The 24,967-nt window shown below is 47.6% G+C and carries 29 protein-coding genes; 1 reads left to right on the forward strand and 28 read right to left on the reverse strand.

Annotated features, from left to right (window positions below; all coding sequences use genetic code 11):
- Positions 1–66: 66 nt before the first annotated feature.
- The 6 genes from panD to bshA form a co-directional block, all read right to left on the reverse strand.
- Complete coding sequence (gene panD / locus AC3IRK_RS09435; protein ID WP_026828094.1) at positions 67–450, reverse strand: aspartate 1-decarboxylase; 384 nt, start codon at positions 448–450, stop codon at positions 67–69.
- A gap of 2 nt (positions 451–452) precedes the next feature.
- On the reverse strand, positions 453–1,283 hold the full coding sequence (gene panC, locus AC3IRK_RS09440) for a pantoate--beta-alanine ligase (protein WP_131972539.1): 831 nt from the start codon (positions 1,281–1,283) through the stop codon (positions 453–455).
- Positions 1,280–2,119: a 3-methyl-2-oxobutanoate hydroxymethyltransferase gene (panB, locus tag AC3IRK_RS09445; protein WP_489169909.1), complete on the reverse strand. Its 840-nt coding sequence runs from the start codon at positions 2,117–2,119 to the stop codon at positions 1,280–1,282. The genes panC and panB overlap by 4 nt, the downstream gene beginning before the upstream one ends.
- Positions 2,120–2,357: 238 nt before the next feature.
- Positions 2,358–3,329 (reverse strand): biotin--[acetyl-CoA-carboxylase] ligase, encoded by a 972-nt coding sequence (locus AC3IRK_RS09450; protein ID WP_131502531.1) that lies wholly within the window; start codon positions 3,327–3,329, stop codon positions 2,358–2,360.
- Positions 3,290–4,435 (reverse strand): CCA tRNA nucleotidyltransferase, encoded by a 1,146-nt coding sequence (locus AC3IRK_RS09455; RefSeq protein WP_251138583.1) that lies wholly within the window; start codon positions 4,433–4,435, stop codon positions 3,290–3,292. Before AC3IRK_RS09455 ends, AC3IRK_RS09450 begins: the two co-directional genes overlap by 40 nt.
- Positions 4,422–5,564: an N-acetyl-alpha-D-glucosaminyl L-malate synthase BshA gene (gene bshA, locus AC3IRK_RS09460; RefSeq protein WP_026828089.1), complete on the reverse strand. Its 1,143-nt coding sequence runs from the start codon at positions 5,562–5,564 to the stop codon at positions 4,422–4,424. The genes AC3IRK_RS09455 and bshA overlap by 14 nt, the downstream gene beginning before the upstream one ends.
- Before the next feature lie 174 nt (positions 5,565–5,738).
- On the opposite strand from bshA, the gene AC3IRK_RS09465 reads away from it, so the two are divergent.
- Positions 5,739–6,626, forward strand: a complete 888-nt coding sequence (locus AC3IRK_RS09465) for a YitT family protein (RefSeq protein WP_114595571.1) — start codon at positions 5,739–5,741, stop codon at positions 6,624–6,626.
- 66 nt (positions 6,627–6,692) lie between these two features.
- On the opposite strand, the gene AC3IRK_RS09470 is transcribed toward AC3IRK_RS09465, so the two are convergent.
- From AC3IRK_RS09470 to rpsA, 22 genes are all read right to left on the reverse strand, one after another.
- Positions 6,693–7,373, reverse strand: a complete 681-nt coding sequence (locus tag AC3IRK_RS09470) for a zinc metallopeptidase (RefSeq protein WP_114595570.1) — start codon at positions 7,371–7,373, stop codon at positions 6,693–6,695.
- Between the two features lie 46 nt (positions 7,374–7,419).
- Entirely contained in the window at positions 7,420–8,019 is a 600-nt protein-coding gene (locus AC3IRK_RS09475) for a DUF1405 domain-containing protein (RefSeq protein WP_131502533.1), read from the reverse strand.
- Between the two features lie 56 nt (positions 8,020–8,075).
- Positions 8,076–8,867 carry a menaquinol-cytochrome c reductase cytochrome b/c subunit gene (locus AC3IRK_RS09480; protein WP_114595568.1) on the reverse strand — a complete coding sequence of 264 codons (792 nt, stop codon included), beginning with the start codon at positions 8,865–8,867 and terminating at the stop codon, positions 8,076–8,078.
- Positions 8,868–8,908: 41 nt separating this feature from the next.
- Complete coding sequence (gene qcrB / locus AC3IRK_RS09485; RefSeq protein ID WP_012370658.1) at positions 8,909–9,580, reverse strand: menaquinol-cytochrome c reductase cytochrome b subunit; 672 nt, start codon at positions 9,578–9,580, stop codon at positions 8,909–8,911.
- Between the two features lie 3 nt (positions 9,581–9,583).
- Positions 9,584–10,090: a ubiquinol-cytochrome c reductase iron-sulfur subunit gene (locus AC3IRK_RS09490; RefSeq protein ID WP_026828085.1), complete on the reverse strand. Its 507-nt coding sequence runs from the start codon at positions 10,088–10,090 to the stop codon at positions 9,584–9,586.
- A 104-nt stretch (positions 10,091–10,194) separates the two neighbouring features.
- On the reverse strand, positions 10,195–10,635 hold the full coding sequence (locus AC3IRK_RS09495) for a DUF2487 family protein (RefSeq protein ID WP_114595567.1): 441 nt from the start codon (positions 10,633–10,635) through the stop codon (positions 10,195–10,197).
- Positions 10,636–10,831: 196 nt separating this feature from the next.
- Positions 10,832–11,359, reverse strand: a complete 528-nt coding sequence (locus AC3IRK_RS09500; protein ID WP_114595566.1) for a ReoY family proteolytic degradation factor — start codon at positions 11,357–11,359, stop codon at positions 10,832–10,834.
- A 28-nt stretch (positions 11,360–11,387) separates the two neighbouring features.
- A complete protein-coding gene (locus tag AC3IRK_RS09505) occupies positions 11,388–12,650 on the reverse strand; it encodes a tetratricopeptide repeat protein (protein WP_114595565.1) in 1,263 nt (420 codons plus the stop codon).
- A gap of 44 nt (positions 12,651–12,694) precedes the next feature.
- Positions 12,695–13,948, reverse strand: coding sequence for a 3-phosphoshikimate 1-carboxyvinyltransferase (gene aroA / locus AC3IRK_RS09510; RefSeq protein ID WP_489169910.1), 1,254 nt, complete (start codon positions 13,946–13,948; stop codon positions 12,695–12,697).
- Positions 13,939–14,997 (reverse strand): 3-dehydroquinate synthase, encoded by a 1,059-nt coding sequence (gene aroB / locus AC3IRK_RS09515; RefSeq protein WP_489169911.1) that lies wholly within the window; start codon positions 14,995–14,997, stop codon positions 13,939–13,941. The genes aroA and aroB overlap by 10 nt, the downstream gene beginning before the upstream one ends.
- On the reverse strand, positions 14,994–16,148 hold the full coding sequence (aroC, locus tag AC3IRK_RS09520) for a chorismate synthase (RefSeq protein ID WP_131972536.1): 1,155 nt from the start codon (positions 16,146–16,148) through the stop codon (positions 14,994–14,996). Before aroC ends, aroB begins: the two co-directional genes overlap by 4 nt.
- A 22-nt stretch (positions 16,149–16,170) precedes the next feature.
- The gene (locus AC3IRK_RS09525; protein ID WP_131502538.1) at positions 16,171–16,944 is read right to left on the reverse strand and encodes a CheR family methyltransferase; all 774 of its coding nucleotides are present in this window, start codon (positions 16,942–16,944) and stop codon (positions 16,171–16,173) included.
- A gap of 140 nt (positions 16,945–17,084) precedes the next feature.
- Complete coding sequence (gene ndk / locus AC3IRK_RS09530) at positions 17,085–17,501, reverse strand: nucleoside-diphosphate kinase (RefSeq protein WP_131502539.1); 417 nt, start codon at positions 17,499–17,501, stop codon at positions 17,085–17,087.
- 94 nt (positions 17,502–17,595) lie between these two features.
- A complete protein-coding gene (locus AC3IRK_RS09535) occupies positions 17,596–18,558 on the reverse strand; it encodes a polyprenyl synthetase family protein (protein ID WP_131502540.1) in 963 nt (320 codons plus the stop codon).
- A 1-nt stretch (position 18,559) separates the two neighbouring features.
- Complete coding sequence (locus AC3IRK_RS09540; protein WP_131502541.1) at positions 18,560–19,267, reverse strand: demethylmenaquinone methyltransferase; 708 nt, start codon at positions 19,265–19,267, stop codon at positions 18,560–18,562.
- Positions 19,268–19,289: 22 nt separating this feature from the next.
- A complete protein-coding gene (locus AC3IRK_RS09545; protein ID WP_114595557.1) occupies positions 19,290–19,868 on the reverse strand; it encodes a heptaprenyl diphosphate synthase component 1 in 579 nt (192 codons plus the stop codon).
- Between the two features lie 142 nt (positions 19,869–20,010).
- Positions 20,011–20,283, reverse strand: coding sequence for an HU family DNA-binding protein (locus AC3IRK_RS09550; protein ID WP_012370671.1), 273 nt, complete (start codon positions 20,281–20,283; stop codon positions 20,011–20,013).
- A gap of 85 nt (positions 20,284–20,368) precedes the next feature.
- Positions 20,369–21,103: a hypothetical protein gene (locus tag AC3IRK_RS09555; RefSeq protein WP_188004486.1), complete on the reverse strand. Its 735-nt coding sequence runs from the start codon at positions 21,101–21,103 to the stop codon at positions 20,369–20,371.
- Entirely contained in the window at positions 21,100–21,276 is a 177-nt protein-coding gene (locus tag AC3IRK_RS09560) for a DUF2768 domain-containing protein (protein WP_131972534.1), read from the reverse strand. The genes AC3IRK_RS09555 and AC3IRK_RS09560 overlap by 4 nt, the downstream gene beginning before the upstream one ends.
- Before the next feature lie 39 nt (positions 21,277–21,315).
- The gene (locus AC3IRK_RS09565; RefSeq protein WP_188005444.1) at positions 21,316–22,341 is read right to left on the reverse strand and encodes an NAD(P)H-dependent glycerol-3-phosphate dehydrogenase; all 1,026 of its coding nucleotides are present in this window, start codon (positions 22,339–22,341) and stop codon (positions 21,316–21,318) included.
- A 17-nt stretch (positions 22,342–22,358) separates the two neighbouring features.
- Positions 22,359–23,669 (reverse strand): ribosome biogenesis GTPase Der, encoded by a 1,311-nt coding sequence (der, locus tag AC3IRK_RS09570; protein WP_026828069.1) that lies wholly within the window; start codon positions 23,667–23,669, stop codon positions 22,359–22,361.
- A gap of 123 nt (positions 23,670–23,792) precedes the next feature.
- Positions 23,793–24,926, reverse strand: coding sequence for a 30S ribosomal protein S1 (gene rpsA, locus AC3IRK_RS09575; protein WP_114595553.1), 1,134 nt, complete (start codon positions 24,924–24,926; stop codon positions 23,793–23,795).
- Positions 24,927–24,967: the final 41 nt, after the last annotated feature.

Raw genomic sequence — 24,967 nt, forward strand, 5'->3', positions numbered from 1 at the left:
TATATGGCATCTCAAGTTCCATCTTAACAAAAAAGAGACCCGAATGTATCTCGGGTCCCTCAAAAATCATAAGATCGTATGTGCGATTTCCTGCGATAACATCTGCTTGATTGAATTATCCTGATCAAGGACCGCGACTTTCGGAACATGTGATGAGATTTCTTCGTTCGTCAACTGCGCATAGGCCATGATGATGACTTCATCTCCGATCTGGAAATGACGGGCAGCTGCTCCGTTCAAACAAATCACGCCAGAACCGCGGGCACCCTTGATCGCATACGTCTCAATCCGTGCGCCGTTTTGATTATTCGTCACTTGGACTTTCTCATTTTCGAGAATCCCGACCGCATCGAGCAAATCCTCGTCAATCGTAATCGAGCCGACGTAATGGAGATTTGCTTCCGTGACACGGGCTTTGTGTAATTTTGCATGCATGAATGTGCGTAACATAATCATGCTCCTCTCGTATATAGTAAGTTATCAATCAACCGGGCCGATGCAAATTGAACGGCAACCGCCAGTAAAATCGTTTCCGTTGTCGCTTCAACCGGTCCGAGCGTCGGATAGGCGACGGCTTCCACATAATCAATCGTCGTTCCTTCAAATTGAAGGGACGTACGGGTTTGTGCAAGAACGGTTTCAAGTGGTTTCCCGGAGTCGAGCGCTTGTTTTGCTTCCTGCAATGCGTGTTGAATCCCCGGCGCTTGCTTGCGTTCTGCTTCCGACAGATAGACGTTACGCGACGATTTCGCCAGTCCATCCGCTTCGCGAATGATCGGACACCGCTTGATTTCGACCGGGACGAAGTAATCTGTGACGTATCCTTCAATCAATGCCAATTGTTGTGCATCCTTTAATCCGAAATAGGCACGCGTCGGTTGGACAATATTAAACAATTTACTGACGACCGTTAAGACCCCGTCAAAATGTCCCGGACGTGATGCGCCACATAAGACGTCATCACCCGAACGAACGGTAACCCGCGCCATATCGAGCGGATACATGACATCATTCGTCGGATAAAAGAGGTAATCGACACCTGCTGCTTGCGCCAGTTGTTGATCGCGCTGTTCATCGCGCGGATAACGGTCTAGATCTTCGTTTGGACCGAATTGGGTCGGATTGACAAAGATACTCAAGACAACGATATCGTTTTCCTGACGTGCCTGATTCAATAATGAGGCATGTCCTTCGTGCAAGAACCCCATCGTCGGAACGAATCCGATCGATGTTTGTCCTGCCAACGCTTCCCGCAGTTGTTCAACACTCTGCATGATTTTCATTCTTTTGATCCTCCATATAACGCCCCGATCAATTCTTCATCCATCATAAAGGAATGGGCGAGTTCAGGGAAAGTTCCGTTTTTGACTTCTTGGACATACTGCGCAATCGCTTCCGTACCTGATGTGTTCCAATCCGTGTACGCTTTGACGAATTTCGGAAGCCGGCCGACACCGTACGTCAAAAGATCATGATAAACCAATACTTGACCCGCAACATCCGCCCCTGCACCAATCCCGATGACAGGAATCTTCAGGAGTTCCTGAACACGTTTTGCGAGGGGATGCGGTACACATTCGAGGACGAGCATCTTCGCTCCGGCTTGTTCTGCTGCCAAACTGTCGGCAATCAACTGTTCCGCTGCTTCAAGCGATTTCCCTTGGACTTTAAACCCTTCGAGCACCCCGACAGATTGTGGTGTCAGTCCTAAGTGCGCGACACACGGCATCCCGGTATCGGTAAGACGGCGGATTGTCGTCAAGATGTCTCCGGCCCCTTCAAGTTTCAGGGCGTCTGCTCCGCTTTCTTGGAAAATACGGGCTGCTGCTTCAAGCGTCCGGTCAAACGAACCATGGTAACTGGCAAACGGCATGTCGACGACCATGAATGTCGCCGGCGCCCCGCGCCGAACGGCTTTCGCATGATGGACCATATCGTCTACGGTCACGGCAATCGTCGAATCATAGCCGAGAATGACGTTCCCGAGTGAATCACCGACAAGTAGCAAATCGACCTGTCCGGCTTCTGCCAGTTTGGCTGACGGATAATCGTATGCCGTCAGCATGACGAGTTTTTCGCCCGCCTGTTGTTTTTTTAATAAAGGTGTCATCGTGTGCATGTGTGTTCTCTCCTTCGTAGTTTAGAGAGGACAAAAGGAAACGCCTTCCTTCCTAAAATAATCCATAGGAAAGAAGGCGTGGATAAGTGCAATATCATCCTTCTGTCCCTGTCCGAGTAGGATCAAGGCAGTCAAATAAACGTTATGAATAAAAGCCTCTAACCGGTATGACTCCAAATGGCTATCATCCTCGCATTCATTATACATGATTCAAAAAGCAGACTGCAAACGTCCGAGCTTACATTTCCGTCCAGTAAATCAATTCGGCGGAATGAAATGTTGTCAGGCCCGTCTCTGTTTCGATCTGCAAAGTACCATCCGTCCGAATTCCACGTAAGATTCCGGTCACGGTTTCTTGCCGTGTGCGTAACGTTACTAGATCGTTCAACCGGTCGGCATGTCTCTCCCACGCCGGAACAAATGATGCGAATCCGTCCGTCAACCACTTCCGGTACATCGGCTCAAACGTATTTAAAAACAACGCGACGATTTCAGCGCGGGCAATTGATTTCCCTGTCGCTATTTTTAATGATGTCGCCCGGTCTGCCAATACTTCCGAAAACTGTTCGTGATGAACGTTGATACCGATTCCGATGATGACGGAATTAATACGATCCGCTTCCGTTTGCATTTCTGTCAAGATACCGGCTACTTTTCGTCCACCGATCAGCAAATCGTTCGGCCATTTAATCGTCGCCGGAACATCGAGTGTCCGGAACGTCTCAGCTAAGGCGATACCGGCAAGTAATGTCAATTGACCGGCTTGGTGAAGCGGTGTTGCCGGTCGCAAAATCAAACTCATCGCAATGCCCGCTCCCCGCGTCTCATACCACGTGCGTCCGAGTTGCCCCCGACCGCCGGTTTGAAAGTCACAGACAATCAGTGAGCCTTCGTTTGCTGCTTGCTGAGCTTGTTCATGGGCAATGCGTTGCGTCGTTTCTGTCTGTTCGAGATGGATGATCTGTTGTCCAAGCGCCTGCGTCCGCAAATGTTGCTGAATCGCAAGCGGGGTCAACCGGTCACCTTGATCGGCTAAATGATAGCCTGTTTTTTTATTCGCTTCAATGATGTATCCGGCTTCTTTTAATGCCGCAATTTGTTTCCAAATGGCGGTACGTGAAATATTTAAATGATCAGCCAACTCTTGTCCCGATATCCAGTCGGTCTGCATCAGTGCGTGGAGGACTCGGTCCCGTGTTGATTTTTCCAACTCTTCACTTCCTTTAACAGAATCTCGCGTTGATTGTCCAGTTGGCGGTGTACGACTTGTCGCTCCAGGTGATGAAGCGCTTCTTTAATCTGGTTTTTTTGCAACCCGAGCTCGATCATGTCACGCCCGTTGACCGTCAAGTCTTGCAGACGACGGATCGGCAAGGACATCCGCCCTTCATGTCGGCGTCCTGTCATCTCGTTCAAATGTTCCAACTCTTCGTCCGATAGCCGGTAACGTTGCCAATCGGATAACGTCGCTTCCTGAACAAGCGGAGCCAGTGTCTTCGCACGCCCTTCCTGTTTTTTCGAACGTTTCCAGGCCCTTAACGATTCCGGTCGGAGTCCTGCGACTAAGACGAGTGTCCAGACGTCATCTGACGATACACCATTAAACGGGAACGTCATCAACTGCTTGATGATCGTCTCGTTCAGATCGGGCATATACTGCTGGATTCCGGTTCGGAGCATCGCCGCTAAAGCCGCTTCACGTCCGGGACCTAACAACAGTTTTTCGAACTCAATCGCAATGCGCTCAACGGCAACCGATTGAAGATGCTGTTTTTGGTTTTTGATCGCCAGTTCCGTCTCCTGGTCGAGCATAAATTCCAACTGGCTCATGAATCGAAATGCCCGGATCATCCGCAGGGCATCTTCATTAAAGCGTTCTTCCGCTCGACCGACCGTCCGGACGACTTTTGCTGCCAAGTCGTCTTGACCGCCAAACAGATCCACGAGTCCGGTCGGCTTCAATGCCATCGCATTGATTGTAAAGTCACGACGCGTCAAGTCTTCTTCCAAGCTGACACCGAGCGTCACTTCATCCGGACGCCGGCGGTCACTGTACGTGCTTTCCGAACGAAATGTCGTCACTTCAAACGGGACATGATCGAGGACAACCGTGACCGTGCCATGATCGAGTCCGGTCGGAATCACGACCGGAAAGAGGTGCATGACTGCTTCCGGAAGAAGCGAAGTGGCCAGGTCATAATCTCCGGGTTCCCGTTTGAGCAACATATCCCGGACCGCTCCACCGACGATATAAGCTTCGCCGCCCGCTTCTTCAATCGTTCGAATGATCTGATTGGCGTAGTCAAGCATTTTCATAGCGTGCACACACCCGTTCATACAGCAGTTCGTAGGCACGAACGACTTGATTGGAATCAAACCGTCTCCGGGTATCGCGAATCCCTTCCTCTGCCAATTCTTCCCGCAGTGTCGCATCATCCGCCAACTGTCCAATCCGGTCCGCTGCGGCCTTGACATCATACGTCGGTACGATGAATCCCGTTTTCCCGTCTTGAATCACTTCCGGCAATCCACCGGCACTCGAGACGACACTCGGCACACCGACAGCCATTGCCTCGAGGACGACAAGTCCGAATGCTTCTTTTTCCGACAACAGTAAATGAATATCACTGATCGCCAGCAACTGGGCGACATGCTCCTGTTTGCCGGCAAAAATAATTTTGTCGTAAATCCCCAGTTCCTTTGCCCGGCGTCGCGTCTGCCCCATTTCCGGACCGTCTCCGACCAATAACAAGCGCATGGCACGATCCTTTGAAGCAATCGCAAAGGCAGCGATTGTATCATCGATTCGTTTGACCGGTCGGAAATTCGAAATATGGATGACAACGACCTCATCCGGCTCGATGCCGTAGTGGCGTTTCAATCGTTCATCCCGCATCGGATAATACATACTTTCATCAATTGAGTTCGGGATGACTTCAATCGTATACTGTCCGTTTAATGTCATGTTTGTTTCAAGCGCCAGACTTTCGGAAACTGCCGTGACGGCATCCGAACTTTCGATGCCGTACCGGATCGCCGGTTGCATCTCTAAATCCTGTCCAATGACGGTAATATCCGTCCCGTGTAAAGTCGTTACGACAGCCACACCCTTTTTCTTCGCCATGTTTCGCCCGAGCTCCGCACAAACGGCATGCGGCACAGCGTAATGGGCATGAATGACATCAAGATCAAACAAGTCAATGACTTCCGCTACTTTCGACGCCAGCGTGATGTCGTACGGTGGATATTTAAAAACCGAATATTGATTCACCTCGACGAGATGGACGGTAATGTTCGGCCGGTACTCCGTCAGTCGAAACGGAATGCTCGATGTGATGAAGTGTACATCGTGTCCCCGGTCTGCTAATTTCATGCCGAGTTCCGTCGCTACGACACCACTGCCACCGACCGATGGATAACAGAGAATCCCAATCGCTTTTTTCATATCTAGTTCACTCTCTCTTCATTAAGTAATGTCCTGTCCCCTGCTCATTGTAATCAAATTGCCGACTAAAAACTACATCTGCCACTTTTCAAGTGATTTTCATCAGAAAAGCTAGTCTTTTTTGACGTCTGCCGTTACCCTAGAGAAAGAGTCATGTCAGAGAGGAGCAATCAGATGGCACCCCCATTTCAGTTTCCGATTCGTATTCAAAATATCATTTGGATTTTGATCGGATCATTTATTTTCGCTTTTGGTATCTATCATTTTAACGTGCAGAACGAGTTGGCCGAGGGAGGATTTACAGGGATCACCTTGATTTTAAAAGGATTATTCGGGTTTTCCCCATCTGTCACGAACTTGTTGCTCAACATTCCATTATTCTTCGTCAGTTATAAATTGCTCGGGCGGACGACGTTCGTCTATACGTTGATTGGGACGTTCAGTTTTTCAATTTGGTATGGATTGATTGCCAAATACTCACCGCTTGAAATTTTCTTGAAAGATGATATGGTCCTCGCAGCTTTATTTGCCGGTGTCTTTATCGGTGTCGGTCTCGGCATCATCTTCAATAACGGCGGCACGACCGGTGGTGTCGATATCATCGCCCGCTTAACAAAACGGTATTTCGGCTGGTCGATCGGCCGGACATTCATGGTCTTCGACTTTTTTGTCATTATCGCATCACTGAGCTATCTCGATTACAAACAGGCGATGTACACGTTACTTGCCGTCTATGTCGGTGCTCGCGTCATTGACTGGATGCAAGAAGGGACGTATGCCGGAAAAGCCGCGATGATCATCAGTGATCAACGAACGGAAATCGCGGATGGTATTCATGCGACGATGAATCGCGGGACGACTCGCTTGATCGCCAAGGGCGGGTATTCAGGACGCGACTTGGAAGTACTGTACGTCGTCGTCGCCCGAAATGAAATCACACGATTGAAGACACTTGTCAAATCAGTCGATCAACATGCCTTCATCACCCTGCATGACGTTTATGAAGTGACCGGAGAAGGATTCACCTTCGATGAAAACCGAATTCCGATCAAAGAAACGTGATTGGGCAGCATACAAAAAAAAGACGAAAAATCCGATTGGATTCCTCGTCTTTTTATTTACCTGTTTTTAATCATCGCTTGACGGTGCAAAGACAATCAATGCTAAGCGAATAAACTCAGCAACCGCAACGAGCGTCGCAGCGACATATGTCCAAGCCGCTGCATTCAGGACACGGCGCGAACCGCGTTCTTCTTCTGCATCGATGATTCCATGTTCCGTTAACTGGACCATCGCCCGTTTTGAAGCATCAAACTCAACCGGCAACGTCACGAGTTGGAAGATGACTGCTCCGAGCATCAAGATGACTCCAAGCATCGCCAGTCCACTCATACCCGCCAAGAAACCGATCAATAGTAACGGGAATGACAAGTTAGACGTAATCGAAGCCACCGGAGCAATCCGGTGACGGACCCGCATCATTCCGTAATCCGTCGCATCTTGGATGACGTGGCCGATTTCGTGTGCCGCGATCGAAACCGCTGATACCGTCGAACCGTAATAGACATCTTCCGACAGGCGGACGACCTTGTTCGTTGGGTCGTAATGATCGGACATCGTCCCGCCAATCGGCTCAAGACGAACATCGGTAATCCCGTTTTGCTTCATGATGAAGTCTGCGACCTGCGCTCCCGTCACTCCACTGTGAATCGGAACTTCCTGATATTTTTTGTACGTCTTTCTGACACGCATCTGTGCCCAAATCGGCACGATGATGATGATTGCCAGATAGATTAAATAGTTCGCCATATCATCGCTTCCTTTCATAAAAAAAGATTATAGTCTTATTTTATGTTCAAGCGAACTTATTGTCAATCGAATCGCGTGCGACAAACCAATATCCCATCAAAAGACATAATCCGGTCAACCAAAACGAACCGTATCCGATCCACTGGATATGTTCGGCAAGTGCCGGATACCGCGGCCACTGTCCGAGCACATAATCCACAACATCGTTATGAATGACCCAAATTGAGACGAGAACCAGTTCCTTGATCCGAAACGTCATGACAGGCGCATACAAGAGTGCCTGAAATGCCATCGCACCATGTGAAACCATCAGCATCAAAGCCATTGCGGTCAAAAAGGAATCATCCGTCCCGAGTTCCTGTAACATCAACGCATTCATGACGACTGCCCAAACCCCGTATTTAATCAAGGTGACGAAAGCAAGGGCTTCAAATAAACGCGATCGTCGATTGAAAATCCATAAAAAGACGATAATCGTAAAAAAGAGCGAGGCTGTCGGGCTATCCGGAATGAACGGATAATAGTACCATTTCGACTGCGCGAGTTGCGGCTGATACCAGTAATAGCCGTATAATGTTCCGCCCAGATTGATCAATGCAAGCGGCCAAAGCACAGCTTTATGTTTTAAAATATGAATGAACGGCATATATCGTCACCTCATGATAGACAAAAACCGGAGGAAAATTCCCCCGGCCGGTTGTCTTATTTATTGTTTTCTCCGCCTTCACCGTATGATGCGATGAATTTAGCAAGTTCTTTATGATCTGCATCTGAACCTTTGAACTGTCCAGCAGGCATCGAACCGATACCTTTAACTGCGATATCATAAATCTCTTTTTCTGTCTTCTTCGTCCCGACGAGGGCTGGAGCTGCTGCGCCGCCTTCGAGGTTCTTACCATGACAGTTGACGCATGATTGATTCGAGTAAATCTCGAAACCTTTTGCTGCTGTATCGATTTTTGGACCTTCGTTCATTGTCAACTCACCTTGTTTATGGATAGTATCCCAGTGTGTTGTCTGAACTGATTCCCATGTCAAGAAGACGATCGATACGATCGCAAGTAACATCATGCTGACCGCGATCGGACGTTTTGCCGGGCGACGTTCGAGTCCTTGATCGAGCCAAGGCGCAACTAACAGTGCCGTAAACGCAAGCCCAGGAAGGATGACGGTACCCATCAAAATATACGGACCAGCCGCAAATTGATATTTCAAGAGCTGATAGAGGAATAAGAAGTACCAGTCCGGAAGTGGAATGTACGACGTATTCGTCGGGTCAGCGATATTTTGAAGCGGTGCTGCTTCAACGATAGTCAATGTCATGAAGCCGATCAGGAAGACCGCTCCTACCATCCATTCGCGAAGCAAGAAGTTTGGCCAGAACGCTTCCGTCCGACCTGGATACTCCGAATAGTCTTTTGACTTATTCGGCATCCGGTTGTTGATCGACACCCGTGAATCGGTGACGAATTTCATTCCTTTACCACGATGCATCGTGTTCTCCCCCTTTTAGTTGTCTAATGATAAGTGTCGGTTTAAAGTGGTCCAGAGATCCCTTGTTTACGGATCATCATGAAGTGGGCCCCGAGCAAGACGAACAATGCTGCAGGAAGGAAGAAGACGTGAATCGCAAAGAATCGAGCGATTGTGCTTGCACCGACGATTTCCCCACCCGCCAGGAGTGTTTTCGCGATACCACCGATGACAGGAATACTTTCCGCAATTTGAATCGTAACTTTCGTTGCGAACAATGCTTTCATATCCCATGGCAACAGATATCCTGTCAGACCAAGTGCTAAGACAACGAAGAATAACAGTACGCCGACAACCCAGTTCAATTCACGTGGTTTTTTGTATGAACCTGTGAAGAAGACACGTAATGTATGTAGGAACAACATTACGATGACGACCGATGCACCCCAGTGGTGCATACCACGGACGATTTGACCGTGCGCTACTTCATTTTGAAGATAGTACACGGACGCATGCGCATTGATGATGTCTGGTACGTAATACATTGTCAAGAACATCCCTGAAAGAATCTGGATGACAATCGTGAAGAATGTCAACCCGCCAAAACAATAAACGAATGCTGAGAAGTTATGGGCCGGGTTAACGTGTTCTGGAACTTCATGATCGGCGATATCGCGCCAAAGTGGCGTAATATCAACGCGCTCATCAATCCAATCATAAATTTTTTGCATCATCGCTTACGCACCTCTTTCGACTGGTTTACCTAGGTAAAGGAAACCATCTTTCTCTTGCTTTTCATATTCATCAAGCGGTTTCGTCGGAGGCGTACCTGGTACGTTAACGCCATCTTTCGTATACCGGCCGAAGTGACATGGGCAATAGAATTGTTCTGGGTGCGTCGGATCCGCTCCAAAACTGACCTGGCATCCTAAGTGTTTACAGATCGGTGATAAGGCCAATACTTCGCCTTTATCGTTTTTAAACACCCACGCAGATAGCGTTTCTTCAAACTCATACCACGCATCCTGTGTCTGTTTTTTGAAGTCGACCCGTTTTGGTTCTGTCGTGATGTCCGACAACTTCATTACTTTTACTTTATCGCCTGCTCCTGATTTCTTCAGGACTGGGTCAACTGCGAAGTTGACCATCGGCATGACCATCGTCGCCGCCATAAAGCCGCCGACTCCAGTCAATGTATACGTCAAGAATTGACGACGTGTTACGTTAGACCCGTTTTGAGCCATCTCGATCCCCCCTCGTGATGTACGCTGTGCCCCAAGACCACAGTACTTCACACAAATTTCTCACATGGTAATAGTATCTTAATAAAATCATTGCGTCAACCGCTTCATAGCGCGGTCCAGCGGTTTCCTAACTGCTCTAAGACTTGCCCGACAAAATTCCCGACCATCTGACCTTGTTGATCGCGACTCATCGTCTCAAGCGATAAACGTGGGACATAAATGATGTCCGTGACCGATGTCTCTTTCCACCGTAAATCGGCAGTAATGAACGTTACAAATCGAAACTGCTCTGAAGATGCGGCCTGCTCCCAACTGGTGAGCTGGTCAATGGACGGTTCACCAATATATGTCATTGGCGGAACAAGCATCGCCCGTCCCGACAATTGCCGTTCGACTTCCGTCGCGACAGTCATCGTCATATCTGCACATTCCGAGAAAGCATGCATCGCTTCGTCGAATCCGACGGGAATCAATGGGACAATCAACGTATCGATATACGCTTGTTCGTTTCTCGTCCTTTGAACATCGGATGGTTTGAAACGCAAGTCATTCCCCCCTTTCCTGTTCACTTACATTTCGTCACATTTAATGTATCATATCCGCTTTTGGAACTGCTTCTTTAATGTGAACGTTTTATGAAATTAGCTACAATTTTTCTTCATATTTTCCCCTTAGTTTCGATTTCGAAAAAAAGCCTTCCTTCGGTTCAGTCGAAGGAAGGCAAACGACTCGATTTTCCGATCAAAGTTGACTGCGAATAATCCGCAATTCGTCCGAAAGCGATTGGAAACGATTTTTATCCCGGGCGTCGAGCGCCTCGTCAATCAATCGGACCAAACGTTCTTCTTCTTGACGGTTGACGGTCGCCGCAATAAAATTCATTGCCGCATCTGCCAATTTCGGTTCAACGGCCACTTCCGGTCGAAAAGGATTTTCCTCTAACAGCGAGAGGTACTCGTCATCCATCATCATTCCTTGAAAGTTTAACTCGATATAGATCGGCTCATCGGTCAAACGAATATCATGATAGGCTTTTTCCGGATCGGTCGTCTTGACCTCTCCTTTTTTAAAGAGAAAAGGGTCTGCATCAAATCCATAGGTCGTAATGATTATTGCCTTGGGCGCAAACATGGCATTTTGAACAAAATGAACCTGTTCGAGCTTCGAATCGTTTCGAAGCCAATAATCGATGATCCACTTTGATTCCCGACGTTTCAACGTATAATAGGTCAAGATGCGGCGCAAGAAACGCTGCTTTCTCTCTGTCATCTTAATCCTACTCCCTTCTCCAGTGAAATCATCCATCCATTCGTTCGACATAGTCGACTAAATCGGCATCTTCCGGTGTCAGATTGGCTGCCCGGCGTAATAAGACCAGTCCTTCGTCGCGGCGCCCTTCTTCTACGAGAGCATACCCGTACTCTTTTAAGAATAATGCATCATCTGCAAAAGCAGCTTCCACTTGCGCATATTTCTCCATCGCCTGCGTATATTCTTCAAGCGCGTATAACGACCGGGCGCGATACCACGTTAAGATCGGTGCCGTCACATGTTCTTCGATGGCGGAAATCGTCTCGAGCGTCGCGTCATGATCTTCGTCTTCTGCGAGTAAGGCCAACAGCCGTTCGGCTGCGACAAGGGATTCTGGGTTGAGGGCCAATGCTTCACGTAACGCTTTGACACTGCCTTCCCGATCACCAAGTTTCAAGAGGAACAAGGCTTCCATCGTCCGTAACTCGTCGTTGTAATCATCACGTTCGATTCCTTGCTTGATGACATTGAGCGCTTCTTTCGTCAAGCCGAGTTCCGACTGACTTTCCGCGTATGGAACATAGGCCGACGTATAGTCGGGATCCTGCGCAATCAGTTGCTGGAATGTCTCGACCGCTTTTTGGTGTTGTCCGACCCGGTGGGCCGTCATGGCGAGACCGAATAACGTATGCAGATCCGAGCGCTCGGCAACCGCGCGTTCATATAGTGGAATCGCTTCTTCAAACTCACCGATCATCGCCAGTGATTCCGCATAGAGGGCATCAAGCGGTAACTCTTCGCGTAAGAGCGGATCGGCCGCGATTTCCGCAAACAAAGGAACGGCTTGATCAAAAGCACCGAGTGTCATATAGAGTTCCGCCAGTCCATACGCCAGCAATGGTTCGTTTGGGGCCAAGTCACGCGCTTGTTTTAATTTAGCTAACGCTACTTCATCGAGCCCTTGGGACTGATACAGGTCAGCCAGCAAAACCAATGTCCGGGGACCATTCTCAATATCCGTCACATCGACCTGCTCAAGCACAGTGATGGCCTCTTCTTCTCGGTCCAAATCGATGTAACATTCTGCAAGTAATAAAGCTACACCGGCATTTCCCGAATAATCGACATACAAAGGTGCCAGTAAATCGACTGCCCGATCGGATAAGCCCAATTCGATATACAAATCGGCGACCGCTAAACGATCTTCATCCGTCCCGGTTTTTTCGAGCTGTTCGAGCGCCGTTAATGCTTCTGACGTGTGACCATGTTCGAGACTTTCGACGATCTCTTTTAATACGTTTTCGTTCAAGGCAAACGCCTCACTTTCCTCTATTTCACTGTTCGCGATCTTTTTCAGGGATTCGTTTGTTGCAGTGTCTTTAAATCATCATAAAACGTTGGGTAGCTGACTTCAACTACTTCATTCCCAAGGACTTGAATTTCCGGCTGTAATGTTGAGGCGATCGTCAACATCATGGCCAGACGATGGTCCCCCGCATTGTCGACCGTCGCTCCTGTGAGTGGTGTCGGTCCATCAATAATCATGCCATCTTCCGTTGCTTCAATCTTTGCCCCGATTTTTTGAAGGGTGGATACGACCGTCTCAATTCGATCTGTCTCTTTGACACGCAGTTCTGCTGCATCCCGGATGACTGTCCGCCCTTCTGCTTGTGTCGCAAGCAAAGCAAGCAACGGGATTTCATCAATTAACGAGGGAATTTGCTCCCCTTCGATGGCTACTGCCTGCAAGTGAGTCGTCGTCAGGGTTACATCCGCCGTCTCTTCTCCCGCCGTTTCACGGCGATTTGTGATTTCGACACTGGCGCCCATTTGGCGTAACACTTGCAAAAATCCAGTCCGGGTCGGATTCATCAAGACATGTTCCGTCGTGATTTGGCTGTCGTCTCCTAAAGCCGCTGCTGCCCACCAAAAAGCCGCAGAAGAAGGGTCACCCGGAATATCGATCGTCGTTGCCTTTAGTCGGACCGGTCCTTGCAGACGAATCTGTCGGCCTTGTTCCAGTTCTTGAATCGTCAGATCTGCTCCGAATTTCGGTAACATCCGTTCCGTATGATCCCGCGATAAAATCGGTTCGACGACTGTCGTCTCTCCTGTTGCAAACAATCCGGCCAATAACACCGCACTTTTGACTTGAGCGCTCGCTACCGGCAATGTGTAGGTCGTGCCGACAAGCGGTTGACCATGAATCGTCAGCGGGGCATATGTGCCCTCAATGTCCGCTCCAAGTGTCGCAAGCGGAACAGTCACCCGGTCCATCGGCCGTCGCTGTAGCGAAGCATCTCCTGTTAAAATGTATGTTTCCTGTCCGCCGGCCAAAATCCCGCTCAACAAACGAATTGTCGTTCCTGAATTGCCGCAGTCAATCGTTGCCGCCTTCAGAGTAGCGGTACCGGTAATCCGAATGTCTTGTTCCGTCCGGTGAATTTGTGCCCCGAGTGCCTCGACTGCTGCGAGTGATGCCAGACAGTCTGCTCCTAGCAAGGCGTTTGAAATCACGGTTGTCCCCTCTGCGATTCCGCCCATCAAAAATGCACGATGGGTCATTGATTTATCGCCTGGTACGCGTACTGTCCCTTTTAACCCCACTTTAAACACCTCACTGTTTGATCGTATGCTTCTTCTAGACGTTTCCGGTTGATTGCTTCTAAGCCAAATCCGTCTTGACCTTGTAAGACAAATCGAATCGACGCATCATTTTTTTTATCCCGTTTCATCAACTCCAAGTATCTTTCAAACGGTTGACGTTCCGGTAATACGACACCGATTCGACCAATCAGTTCCACCAGCTGACAGGCTTGACGCTCATTTCCTTCGAGTAACGATACAAAGACCAGTCCAATTCCGACCGCTTCTCCGTGGGAAAGATCTGCACTCGCATATTCAACCGCATGGCCAAACGTATGTCCATAATTTAAAAAGGCGCGGATGCCCGCCTCACGTTCATCCTGCTCGACGATATGTTGTTTCACTTTAATCCCGGCTGAAATCCAGTCTGCCAGCGCTAACTGTTTGATATCTGCCAATTCAAGTCCGATCAAATCTTCAGCAAATGTCGGACGCGCCAATAATCCGTGCTTCAATAATTCAAAAAAACCGCTTCTCCATTCGCGGTCAGGCAATGTTTGTAAAAAGGCGGGATCGTACAAAACAGCAGAAGGCTGATAAAAAGCACCTACTAAGTTCTTACCCCAACGTAAGTTTAATCCAACCTTTCCCCCGACACTCGAATCGTGAGCAAGCAGGGTCGTCGGGATTTGGATAAACGGAACTCCGCGCAGGAAAGTCGCCGCGACGAATCCGGCCAAGTCACCAATCATGCCGCCTCCGACTGCAAGGATCATCGTCTTACGGGTTGCTCCCTGCTCAATTCCCTCTTCCAATAACCGTTGATAGACAGATAATGATTTGCTGTCTTCTCCCGGCTCGACGATACTGACAGATTGATCTGTCAATGGAAAACAGCTTTCGAGCTGACTTCGAATCGACACCATGTGCAAATCCGCTACGGTCTGATCCGTAATGATCCAAAACTGATCTGCTTCTTGCGCTTGTTTGATTTCACGAATATGATGGATAGCCTTCGTTTCGACATAGACCGGATAAGGACGGCTTGCCTCGATGATCAGATGCGTCAAAAGAGACGCACCTCCTCCCGGTAGTCTGTAACAGCCTGCTTAAGACGACCAAGCGTCGATGTACCGAACATCTCAAGGACAGCTGCAGCAATCTCAACGGCTACGACGGCCTCAAGTACGACCGCAGCAGCCGGAACGGCACACGCGTCACTTCGTTCGATTTGGGCAACGAACGGTTCTTTTGTTTCAATGTCGACTGACTGCAGGGGACGATACAGAGTCGGTATCGGTTTCATCGCTACTTGGACCCGAATCGGCATTCCGGTCGACATACCTCCTTCGATTCCTCCCAGATGATTCGTTTTACGGAAATAACCTGTCTCATCATGCAGAATTTCATCTTGGACGGTACTGCCTTTTCGTCGAGCCAGCTCAAATCCGTCTCCGAATCCGACTGCTTTCATCGCATTGACACTGATGACAGCCCGGGCGATACGACTGTCGAGTTTCGTCTCGTTTTGCGTAAAGGAGCCGATTCCCGGCATGACACCCGTCACGACCACTTCGACTTCCCCGCCTAACGTATCTCCGTCTTTTTTGGCTTGATCAATCGCTGCCATCATTCGCTCCGCTGCCGCTTCGTCGGCACAGCGGACAGGTGATGTCTCAATCGCGTCACGATATGTTAGTGGATTGATGACATCCGCATCGACGCCACCAATCGAACGGACATGCGAGAATAAATCGATGTCGAGTTGGCTCAACAGTTGTTTGGCAATCGCACCGACAGCGACACGTGCCGCCGTTTCCCGGGCAGACGAACGTTCGAGGACATCCCGTAAATCCCGGTGCCCATACTTCAATCCGCCGACTAAATCCGCATGTCCCGGTCTTGGACGGGTTAGCGTCCGCGGACGATCCAACTCTTCTTGCAACGGTTCTGCCTGCATGACTTGCGTCCAGTGGGTATGATCTTTATTTTCAATGAACAGGCTGATTGGTGCGCCCGTCGTATAGCCATGGCGGATTCCCCCACGGACATCTACCGCGTCCTGTTCGATCTGCATTCTCCGTCCTCGACCATAACCACCTTGGCGACGTGTCATCTCACGTTGTACTTTGTCAAAATCAATGATAAGACCAGAAGGGATTCCTTCGATGATGACCGATAATCCTTTACCGTGTGATTCACCTGCTGTCATATAACGCATGTTGCCTCATCCCCTCTTACCCTTAGATTTTTTCGTAAAAAAAGCTTTGCTTCATCTTCAGACCAAATCGTTCTGGTTGGAAAATCTGTTCTGTTCCACCGACGAATAAAATGCCGCCCGGTTTTAAGGCATCGACGAATGAACGGTAGACATGCGCCTTGGCTTCCTCTGTAAAATAAATCAAGACGTTCCGGCAGATGATCAAATCAAATCCGGTATCATATCGGTCACCCAACAAATTGTGTTTACTGAACCGAACGAGACGTCTGATTTCGGGAACGACTTCAAACTGTTGTTCTTGTTCGATGAAATACCGTTTTTTTCGTGCTTCCTCCACTTCATTTAAAGCGGATGCCCCGTAACGGCCTTGTTTCGCCTTTTCGAGAACCAGGTCATCCAAGTCCGTTGCCTGAATCGTAAATTGTGCAGGATCCATCTTTTCGTTTAAGATCATCGCTAACGAATACGGTTCCTCCCCTGTCGAACAGGCAGCACTCCAGGTCCGGATTCGTCCGTGAGCACGGGCTTGCAATACAGGCAAGATATCTTGTTCGAGTTGTTGCCACCGAATCGGATTCCGGAAAAACTCGCTGACGTTAATCGTCATGCGATCCAAAAATTCGTCATACAATGTCGCACTTTTTTCCATCGCCTGCATATAAGAAGCAAATGTACTGTATCCTTTTTTATCGCGTAGCGCTGTCAATCGTCGCTTCATCTGGGCTTCTTTATATTGTCCTAAATCAATTCCTGATTTTTTTAAGAAACGCTGGATGAAAAGCTCATAGTCCTGCATAGTCCACCTCACAAATCCTCTCTCTGTCGGGATTGTTTCTAACACACTCCCTATCTTATTTTCTATCTTAGCATAAAGCCATTTCCTTTCCAAAAAACAAAAAAAGACGATTGAGCAGTTGCTCAATCGTCTTGCCAACATTAAACGTTTAATGGTTGTCCTTGAAACCAAAGACCGAGTTCACGCTCGGCACTTTCCACACTGTCTGAACCATGAATGACATTCTCGCTCATCGTGTTCGCGAAATCGCCCCGAATCGTTCCTGGCAGTGCTTCCGTCGGTTTCGTTTTCCCGATCATCATCCGTGAAACCGTGACGACATCTTCGCCTTCAACACGAAGCGCGACGACTGGACCAGATGTCAAAAAAGTGACCAACTCTCCGAAAAATGGTTTTTCTGCGTGTTCCGCGTAATGAGCTTGAGCCAATTCTTCAGATACCTGCATCATTTTCATTTCACGAATTACAAATCCCTTACGTTCGATACGAGCGATGATTTCCCCAATCAAACCTCGTTCAACGCCATCCGGTTTTACCATTAAAAACGTTTGTTCCATTACTAGTTCCCCCTATGAAATGCAGATAAAAAAGCGCTTACATAGTAAGTTTACTGCGTAAATGGACAAGCGGCAAGAAATTTTTTACATTTTTTCAACCTTTGCGTTTTCCGACATACCGGGCGACTTCTTCCAAGGAACGTTTTGCTGACGATTTCGGCAGATGATTCAAGCGGAGAATCGCCCGTCGGATGTATAAATCAACGGTTTGTTGCGTGCGCTCCAACGCATCTGATTGTTGCAACCGGTCCAGTAAAGGAGCCACTTCTTCATGACTCGGCATCGAACGGATCTTTTGTAACTCACGAAAGAAGTCTTGATCTTCCGAAGCATAAAACACAGGCAAAGTTTTATGACCATGCCGCAAATCTTCCGCGACAGGTTTTCCGAGTTCCGTCCGCTTGGCCGTAAAATCGAGCAAATCATCTGCAATTTGGAAAGCTAGACCGATGTCACGCCCAAATTGTCGTAACGCTTTTGTATCTTCCGGTGAACAGTTCGCGACAATCGCCCCAAGGTGACAGCTGGCTTCAATCAAGATCGCCGTTTTCCGTTCAATCCGCTTGATATACCGTTTGATGGATTGTTCCCAGTCGTACTGATCGTAAATCTGCTCGATTTCGCCCTCACAGATTTCACGCATCGCATGGACCATCACTTGAACAAGTTCCGGTTTCCCGACTTCACCAATCAACTTAACTGCTTCCCCAAATAAAAAGTTACCGGAATAGAGGGCAACTTCTTCATCAAAATGTTGCATGACGGTTGGTTTTCCGCGTCGCAATTCGGCATCATCAATCACATCATCATGCACGAGCGAAGCCATGTGAACCAGTTCAAGACTGGCTGCGACTCGCACGAGTTCATCACGGTCCGCCCGACCGAATTTTGATGCCAACAGAACAAACGCAGGCCGAATCCGTTTGCCGCCTGCTTGAAGCAATTGTTGTCCGGCAGCATCGATTGTCGGATCGTTCGATGCGATGTGACTGATCAAAAATTCATCCACTAAATTCACTTCTTTTGTTACATCCCGATAAATTGAATGCAGTGACATCTCACCACTTCTTTCCGAGGTGCATTGCAGCCGCCCCACCTGCAAATGCTTTTACTTCAACTTGCATAAAACCGGCCTGTTCAAACAGTTGCTTCAGCTCGACACGATCTAAAAAGACTTCTGTTGATTCTTGTAGCCAATTGTATTGATCATAGGATTTCGCAAACAAACGACCGACTTGCGGCATGATTTTCCCGAAATATAGTGCGTATGCTTCTTTAAATAACGGTGCTGTCGGTTGGCTCGTCTCGAGACAAACGACCGTCCCGCCCGGTTTCAGGACCCGGTGCATTTCTTTAATGACTTGCAGATAATCCGGAACGTTCCGCAGCCCAAAGCCAATCGTCACGTAATCAAACGAATGGTCGCCAAACGGAAGCTCCATCGCGTTTCCATGAATCAATTCGACATTTTTCATTTCAAGCGCTTCAACTTTTTCCACGCCGACTTTCAACATGTTTTCAGAAAAATCGAGTCCTTTGATCACACCCGTCGGACCGGCTGCTTTCGCAAGTTGAATCGTCCAGTCGGCAGTTCCGCAACATAAGTCGAGACACTTTGCTCCCGGAAACACATTCATCCGCCGCATCGTTTCTTTTCTCCACAATTTATGAAGGCGGAAGCTGATGATGGAATTCATCTGATCATAATTACTTGAAATCGATTGAAACACTTCATATACTTTTTTCTCTTTTTCTTGTGTCTGCACGCAGTTCACCCTTTCGAAGATATTACGCTACTGCCATCTGTTCCAGATGAGATAATAACAGTTGTTGAGCACTTGCCTGTAAGCTTCGTGCCCGTTGACGGATTAAACGTTGTCCGTCCTCCGTCAACCAGTCTCTTCCGCTAATCGTTGCTAGTCCTTGAACCAATCCGAATTCTGCCTTTAACCACAATAAGACATACTCTTCGGTCGAATCGTAGTTTTCCTCATGAAGGGCACATTTTGCTTCGTTCACATGCTGAACGGTCCGTCCGAGTGTTACGAGTGCCGTTTGGGGAAGAGAAGCCAATTCTTCGAAGAAATAGCTCGAAAACAAATCTCCGGCCAAAACCAGCAATTGTCGTTCTTTTGAACCTCTCTCGGTCTCTCCGACACGTTCATGTAACAGTAAGGCCACTTGTGCATAGTGCACACCTTTGACAAGTGATTGCCAAGCCAACGTTTCATTTTGGGCGACATCGATCAACCAACTGATTTGTTCACGATTGATGGAAGGGAAATCCACATGCCGAGCCAATTGTGTTGTTTGTTTTGTAGTGAGTGCAGTGACCATTTCTTCCACGAGCAGCTCTTGATGATTCATGCTTTTACCCCCCGATCTCCAGTGCCATCTCGTTGATGGATTTTCTTCTTTTTTAATATACCATAATCAGTCCGTTTTCTCGTCTCTCAATGTCCACAAAAAAAGCCGTCCGAGGATTTCCTCGAACGACTATGTAGCCGAATTACTTAACCGCATCTTTCAATGCTTTACCTGGTTTGAAAGCCGGTACTTTGCTTGCTGGGATTTCGATATCTTCTTTTGTACGTGGGTTGCGACCTTTACGAGCTGCGCGTTCACGGACTTCGAAGTTACCAAAGCCAATCAATTGGACTTTCTCTCCAGACTGAAGTGTCTCAGTGATCGATTCGAATGTTGATTCTACAACTTTCGTCACGTCTTTTTTAGTCAGACCTGATTTTTCGACAACTGCTTGAATGAGTTCAGTTTTGTTCATTACGTTCACCCCCTCCCAATCACTTCTTCGAGGCTAATCATACCTTATAAACGTTGATATTACAACATTTTCGTTAGAATCCCCATTAATTTTCTGATTCTTCGATCGATTTCTCAGAAAACACAGGTTCGCCTTTTTTGTTGATTGTGTAACTTTGGGAGTACGCAGGAACAAAAGGTTGCTCATCGTAGAGCAAATGCCGAATATCTTGGCCGACTTTCGGCTTTTTCTTCGCTGTTTCGACGGCTTTTTTAAGTTCAGGCAAGTAGTTGATAAACAACTGTCCTTGCCCGTCTACATAGATCGACAGTTTTTCGTCTGAATACGGACTCGGCACTTTTGGTTCATCTTTAATAAACAGCTTTTTGTAATCCAGCGTAAACTGATTTTTCCCGATCGAACCTTTGAAAGGATACTTGTCATTTTTCTTACGGTACGTATCAATTCGGACTTGGAGCTTTTGAAGTTCTTCTGCTACAAGCAAGTCCATCAATTTGACTGTCGGTTTTTTCTCGACGTCGACGAGTAAATAAATGAATGTACCGCCACCTTCAAAACTGTTTGGAGGCGGGTCACTCATGTATCGCGGAATCAGACGTCCCAGTTCGATTTGATAGCGTTCCATTAATGGCGTATCTGCTTCTCTTGTTTTGATTGGTAAAACTCCCGTATCCTTTTGATACGCGTCCACTGCATTTTGTACCGTCCGAATCTGTTCCGGATAAGGAACCCGATTCGACGGTTTTTGACTGTCTGGAAACAGACAACCGGATAACAACATGACCGGGACCAACATGAAAACCACCAAAAGTTTTTTCATGCGCTCGGACCTGCCATGACGATAAAGATCATGATGATCGATGCAACGATAAAACAAAGAAAAGCAATGGTCGACATCAAAAATTGCCAACCTCCGGATAATTTCGTCCGACTGATTGTGACCAATAAGACACTGATCGCAAACAAACCGATCCCGGCGAACGAAATCCACATTTTTAGTAATCCAGGACTCAAGGTTTCCACCCCACTCCGTTAATCTTTCATTGTAAACAGATGTTCAATCTCATTTTTTTGCGGACGGCGCATCAACTTCTGTACTTCTTCTGCCGGAGTGTGTCCGTCAAATAAGACATGATAGAGCGCTGTCGTGATGGGTAACTCACATTGTTTGGTTTCCGCTAAATCGTAAGCAGCTTGCGTCGCCCGGACACCTTCGACGACCATCCCCATGTTTTCAAGAACAGTTTCGAGTTTTTCCCCCCGGCCAATCGCATTTCCTGCACGCCAGTTCCGGCTGTGGACCGATGTACACGTCACAATCAAATCTCCCATGCCGGTCAATCCGGTAAAGGTCATCGGATTAGCGCCGAACAATGTGCCGAGTCGTGCGATCTCAACCATTCCACGGGTGATCAAGGCAGCTTTGGCATTATCACCGTACCCTAACCCGTCTGCCATTCCGGCTGCTAAAGCAATGATATTCTTGAATGCTCCGCCCAGTTCTGCTCCGATGATATCGGCATTCAAATAGACACGGAAGTTATCATTCGTAAACAATTCCTGCACACGTCCCGCCTCTGCCATATCAGTGGAAGCAACCGTCACAGTCGTCGGCTTCCGTAATGCGACTTCTTCCGCGTGGGATGGACCCGTCAACACACAAATTGCTGAACGTTTAGAGGCATCAATTTCTTGTTCCATCAATTCCGACAGCCGCAAATGTGTTTTAGGTTCAATCCCTTTCGAGGCATGAATCAACACGACCGGTTCCGTCAACAATTCATTCAGCTGACGCGATACAGAACGAATCGCAGAAGAGGGCGTCACAATCAAGATATGTGAGACCCCTTCAACAGCTTCGCTTAAAACAGTTGTTGCCCGAAGTGATTCCGGCAACGTCACATCTGGTAAGAACTGCGTATTTTCATGATTTTGATTAATGGCATCAACATTTTTTTGATCCCGACCATAGAGAGTGACCTCATGACCGTTATCGGCTAAAACGAGTGAGAGTGCGGTTCCCCAACTCCCGGCTCCAATGACTGCGATTTTTTTCATCATGATTCACCTTGTCCTTATTGTTTTTGACGTGCCAAAATCCGAATTGGTGTTCCTGTAAAATCAAAAGCTTCACGAATCCGGTTATCCAGATAACGTTTATATGAGAAGTGTAACAATTCCGGATCATTGACGAATAAAACGAATGTAGGCGGACGAGAAGCGACCTGTGTCGCATAGTTAATCCGCAAACGAACACCTTTATCCGTTGGTGCAGGATTCATTGCTACCGCATCTACGATGACATCATTCAAGACACTTGTCTGAATGCGTTGTGCATGACTCTTCGCTGCTTGTTTGATGACAGGAAGTAACGTTTGTAAACGACGTTTTGTTTTCGCCGAGACAAAAACGATTGGTGCATAATCAAGGAACCGGAATTCTTCGCGAATTTCCTCTTCCATTTTTTTCATTGTTTTATCGTCTTTTTCAACGGCATCCCATTTATTGACGACGATCACGATAGCACGACCTGCTTCATGGGCATAACCGGCAACTTTTTTATCTTGCTCGATGATGCCTTCTTCACCATCTAATACGACACAGACGACATCCGCCCGTTCGATGGCTTTTTGTGCACGCATGACACTGAATCGTTCTGTTGATTCATAGACTTTTCCGCGTTTGCGCATACCAGCTGTATCGATGATGACATACTCTTGTTCATCCCGTGAAAACGGTGTATCGATTGCATCACGCGTTGTACCGGCGACACTAGACACGATGACCCGTTCTTCACCGAGAATCGAGTTCGTCATACTTGATTTCCCGACGTTTGGACGTCCGACTAAAGCAAACTTAATCGTGTCCTCATCGTATTCGATCTCTTCTTTATCCGGTGCAAGCTCAAGCACACGGTCAAGCATATCTCCGAGTCCTAAACCGTGCGTTCCGGAAATCGGATACAAATCACCAAATCCTAATGAATAAAACTCGTACATCAAATCGCGCATTTCAAAGTTATCGACTTTGTTGACCGCAATGACAACGGGTTTATTTGAACGGAATAACATATTTGCGACTTCTTCATCTGCTGATGTAATGCCTTCACGGCCGTTGACCATAAAAATAATGACATCCGCTTCATCGATAGCGAGTTCCGCCTGATGACGCATCATTTGAAGTAGGGGCTCATCCCCGACTTCGATTCCACCTGTATCAATCAAATGAAAATGACGATTCAGCCATTCTCCAGTTCCGTATATACGGTCGCGGGTAACGCCTGGCTTGTCTTCTACGATCGAAACCCGATCTCCAATCACCCGGTTAAAAATCGTCGACTTTCCGATATTTGGGCGACCTACGATCGCCACTACTGGAATTGCCATCCCAACACCTTCTTTCTCTTCTCTCGCTTCATAGCCGTTCTATTGTACCAAATGAAGCGGTTTTATACCATATCTATCGGAACATAAAAAAAGTGAACACGTTTCGTGTTCACTTTTACTACGTTATTCTTTTGAATCCGATTCTTTCTCAGCAAGATCAGCAACTGAAAATCCTTCGTTTTGATCCGTATACTGAGAATAGTCATCTTCCGACGATTCTTCCTGCTCCAGCACACGTGTTGACAAGGAAATCTTATGCTCCGCAAGATGCACTTCAAGAACTTTTGCTTCAATTTCCTGACCTTCTTCAAGCACTTCTGACGGCGACCCGATGTGACGGTTCGCGATTTGCGAAATGTGAAGCAGTCCTTCCACCTGTGGCGCTAGTTCAACAAACGCACCGAATTGGACGATTCGACGGACACGTCCTTTGACGATATCTCCCGCTTCGATTTTACCTTCCATCTGTTGCCATGGACCCGGCTGCGTTTCTTTGATCGAAAGTTTTACTTTTTCCGTATCGCGGTCGACACCAAGTACTTTCACTTCGACTTGTTGTCCTTCCGTGACGATATCAGACGGCCGTTCCACACGATGATGTGCCATTTCAGAAATGTGGACTAAACCATCCACACCGCCAATATCAACGAACGCACCGAAATCCGTTAAGCGTTGAACCGTTCCTTCTAAAATCTGGCCCACTTCGAGCTGCTCGAGGGTTTCTTTTTTCTTCGCATTCAGTTCGCCTTCGACAACGGCTTTATGCGAGAGAATGACACGATTTTTTTCTTGATCCAGTTCGACGACTTTAACAGCAATCGTTCGACCAATATAATCCGAAAAGTCTTCCACGTAATGTCGTTCTACAAGAGAAGCCGGAATGAATCCACGAACACCGATATCGACGACAAGTCCGCCTTTGACGATATCTTTTACAACAACATCAAAAATTTCACCTGATGCGTATTTCGCTTCGACTTTTTCCCATGCCTGCAAGGCATCCACTTCACGTTTGGAAACAACTACTTCTTCATCTGTTATTTTCTTGACCTTTACTTGTAGTTCATCACCGACTTTGAGCGCACCTTGAATGTCATCCAAGTGGAGACTCGATACTTCGCTAATCGGCAGGATTGCTTCTGTCTTATATCCGATATCAATGAGTGCTTGCTTGTCTTCAATCTTCACGACCGTTCCGGTTATCACCTGGTCCCGATGAATTTCAAAATCAGGCATATCTTTCATTTCTTCGACCATTCCAACACAACCTCCTCACGATGAGTACAAGAAACGTATGA

The sequence above is a fragment of the Exiguobacterium sp. GL_137 genome (genome assembly GCF_057834585.1).

Coding starts and splice junctions, on each gene's coding strand:
- panD (WP_026828094.1), bottom strand. CDS start 450: ATGTTACGCACATTCATGCATGCAAAATTACACAAAGCCCGTGTCACG.
- panC (WP_131972539.1), bottom strand. CDS start 1,283: ATGAAAATCATGCAGAGTGTTGAACAACTGCGGGAAGCGTTGGCAGGA.
- panB (WP_489169909.1), bottom strand. CDS start 2,119: ATGCACACGATGACACCTTTATTAAAAAAACAACAGGCGGGCGAAAAA.
- AC3IRK_RS09455 (WP_251138583.1), bottom strand. CDS start 4,435: ATGAAAATGCTTGACTACGCCAATCAGATCATTCGAACGATTGAAGAA.
- bshA (WP_026828089.1), bottom strand. CDS start 5,564: ATGAAAAAAGCGATTGGGATTCTCTGTTATCCATCGGTCGGTGGCAGT.
- AC3IRK_RS09465 (WP_114595571.1), top strand. CDS start 5,739: ATGGCACCCCCATTTCAGTTTCCGATTCGTATTCAAAATATCATTTGG.
- AC3IRK_RS09470 (WP_114595570.1), bottom strand. CDS start 7,373: ATGGCGAACTATTTAATCTATCTGGCAATCATCATCATCGTGCCGATT.
- AC3IRK_RS09475 (WP_131502533.1), bottom strand. CDS start 8,019: ATGCCGTTCATTCATATTTTAAAACATAAAGCTGTGCTTTGGCCGCTT.
- AC3IRK_RS09480 (WP_114595568.1), bottom strand. CDS start 8,867: ATGCATCGTGGTAAAGGAATGAAATTCGTCACCGATTCACGGGTGTCG.
- qcrB (WP_012370658.1), bottom strand. CDS start 9,580: ATGATGCAAAAAATTTATGATTGGATTGATGAGCGCGTTGATATTACG.
- AC3IRK_RS09490 (WP_026828085.1), bottom strand. CDS start 10,090: ATGGCTCAAAACGGGTCTAACGTAACACGTCGTCAATTCTTGACGTAT.
- AC3IRK_RS09500 (WP_114595566.1), bottom strand. CDS start 11,359: ATGACAGAGAGAAAGCAGCGTTTCTTGCGCCGCATCTTGACCTATTAT.
- aroC (WP_131972536.1), bottom strand. CDS start 16,148: ATGCGTTATATGACAGCAGGTGAATCACACGGTAAAGGATTATCGGTC.
- AC3IRK_RS09525 (WP_131502538.1), bottom strand. CDS start 16,944: ATGCAGGACTATGAGCTTTTCATCCAGCGTTTCTTAAAAAAATCAGGA.
- ndk (WP_131502539.1), bottom strand. CDS start 17,501: ATGGAACAAACGTTTTTAATGGTAAAACCGGATGGCGTTGAACGAGGT.
- AC3IRK_RS09535 (WP_131502540.1), bottom strand. CDS start 18,558: ATGTCACTGCATTCAATTTATCGGGATGTAACAAAAGAAGTGAATTTA.
- AC3IRK_RS09545 (WP_114595557.1), bottom strand. CDS start 19,868: ATGAATCATCAAGAGCTGCTCGTGGAAGAAATGGTCACTGCACTCACT.
- AC3IRK_RS09550 (WP_012370671.1), bottom strand. CDS start 20,283: ATGAACAAAACTGAACTCATTCAAGCAGTTGTCGAAAAATCAGGTCTG.
- AC3IRK_RS09555 (WP_188004486.1), bottom strand. CDS start 21,103: ATGAAAAAACTTTTGGTGGTTTTCATGTTGGTCCCGGTCATGTTGTTA.
- AC3IRK_RS09560 (WP_131972534.1), bottom strand. CDS start 21,276: ATGTGGATTTCGTTCGCCGGGATCGGTTTGTTTGCGATCAGTGTCTTA.
- AC3IRK_RS09565 (WP_188005444.1), bottom strand. CDS start 22,341: ATGAAAAAAATCGCAGTCATTGGAGCCGGGAGTTGGGGAACCGCACTC.
- der (WP_026828069.1), bottom strand. CDS start 23,669: ATGGCAATTCCAGTAGTGGCGATCGTAGGTCGCCCAAATATCGGAAAG.
- rpsA (WP_114595553.1), bottom strand. CDS start 24,926: ATGGTCGAAGAAATGAAAGATATGCCTGATTTTGAAATTCATCGGGAC.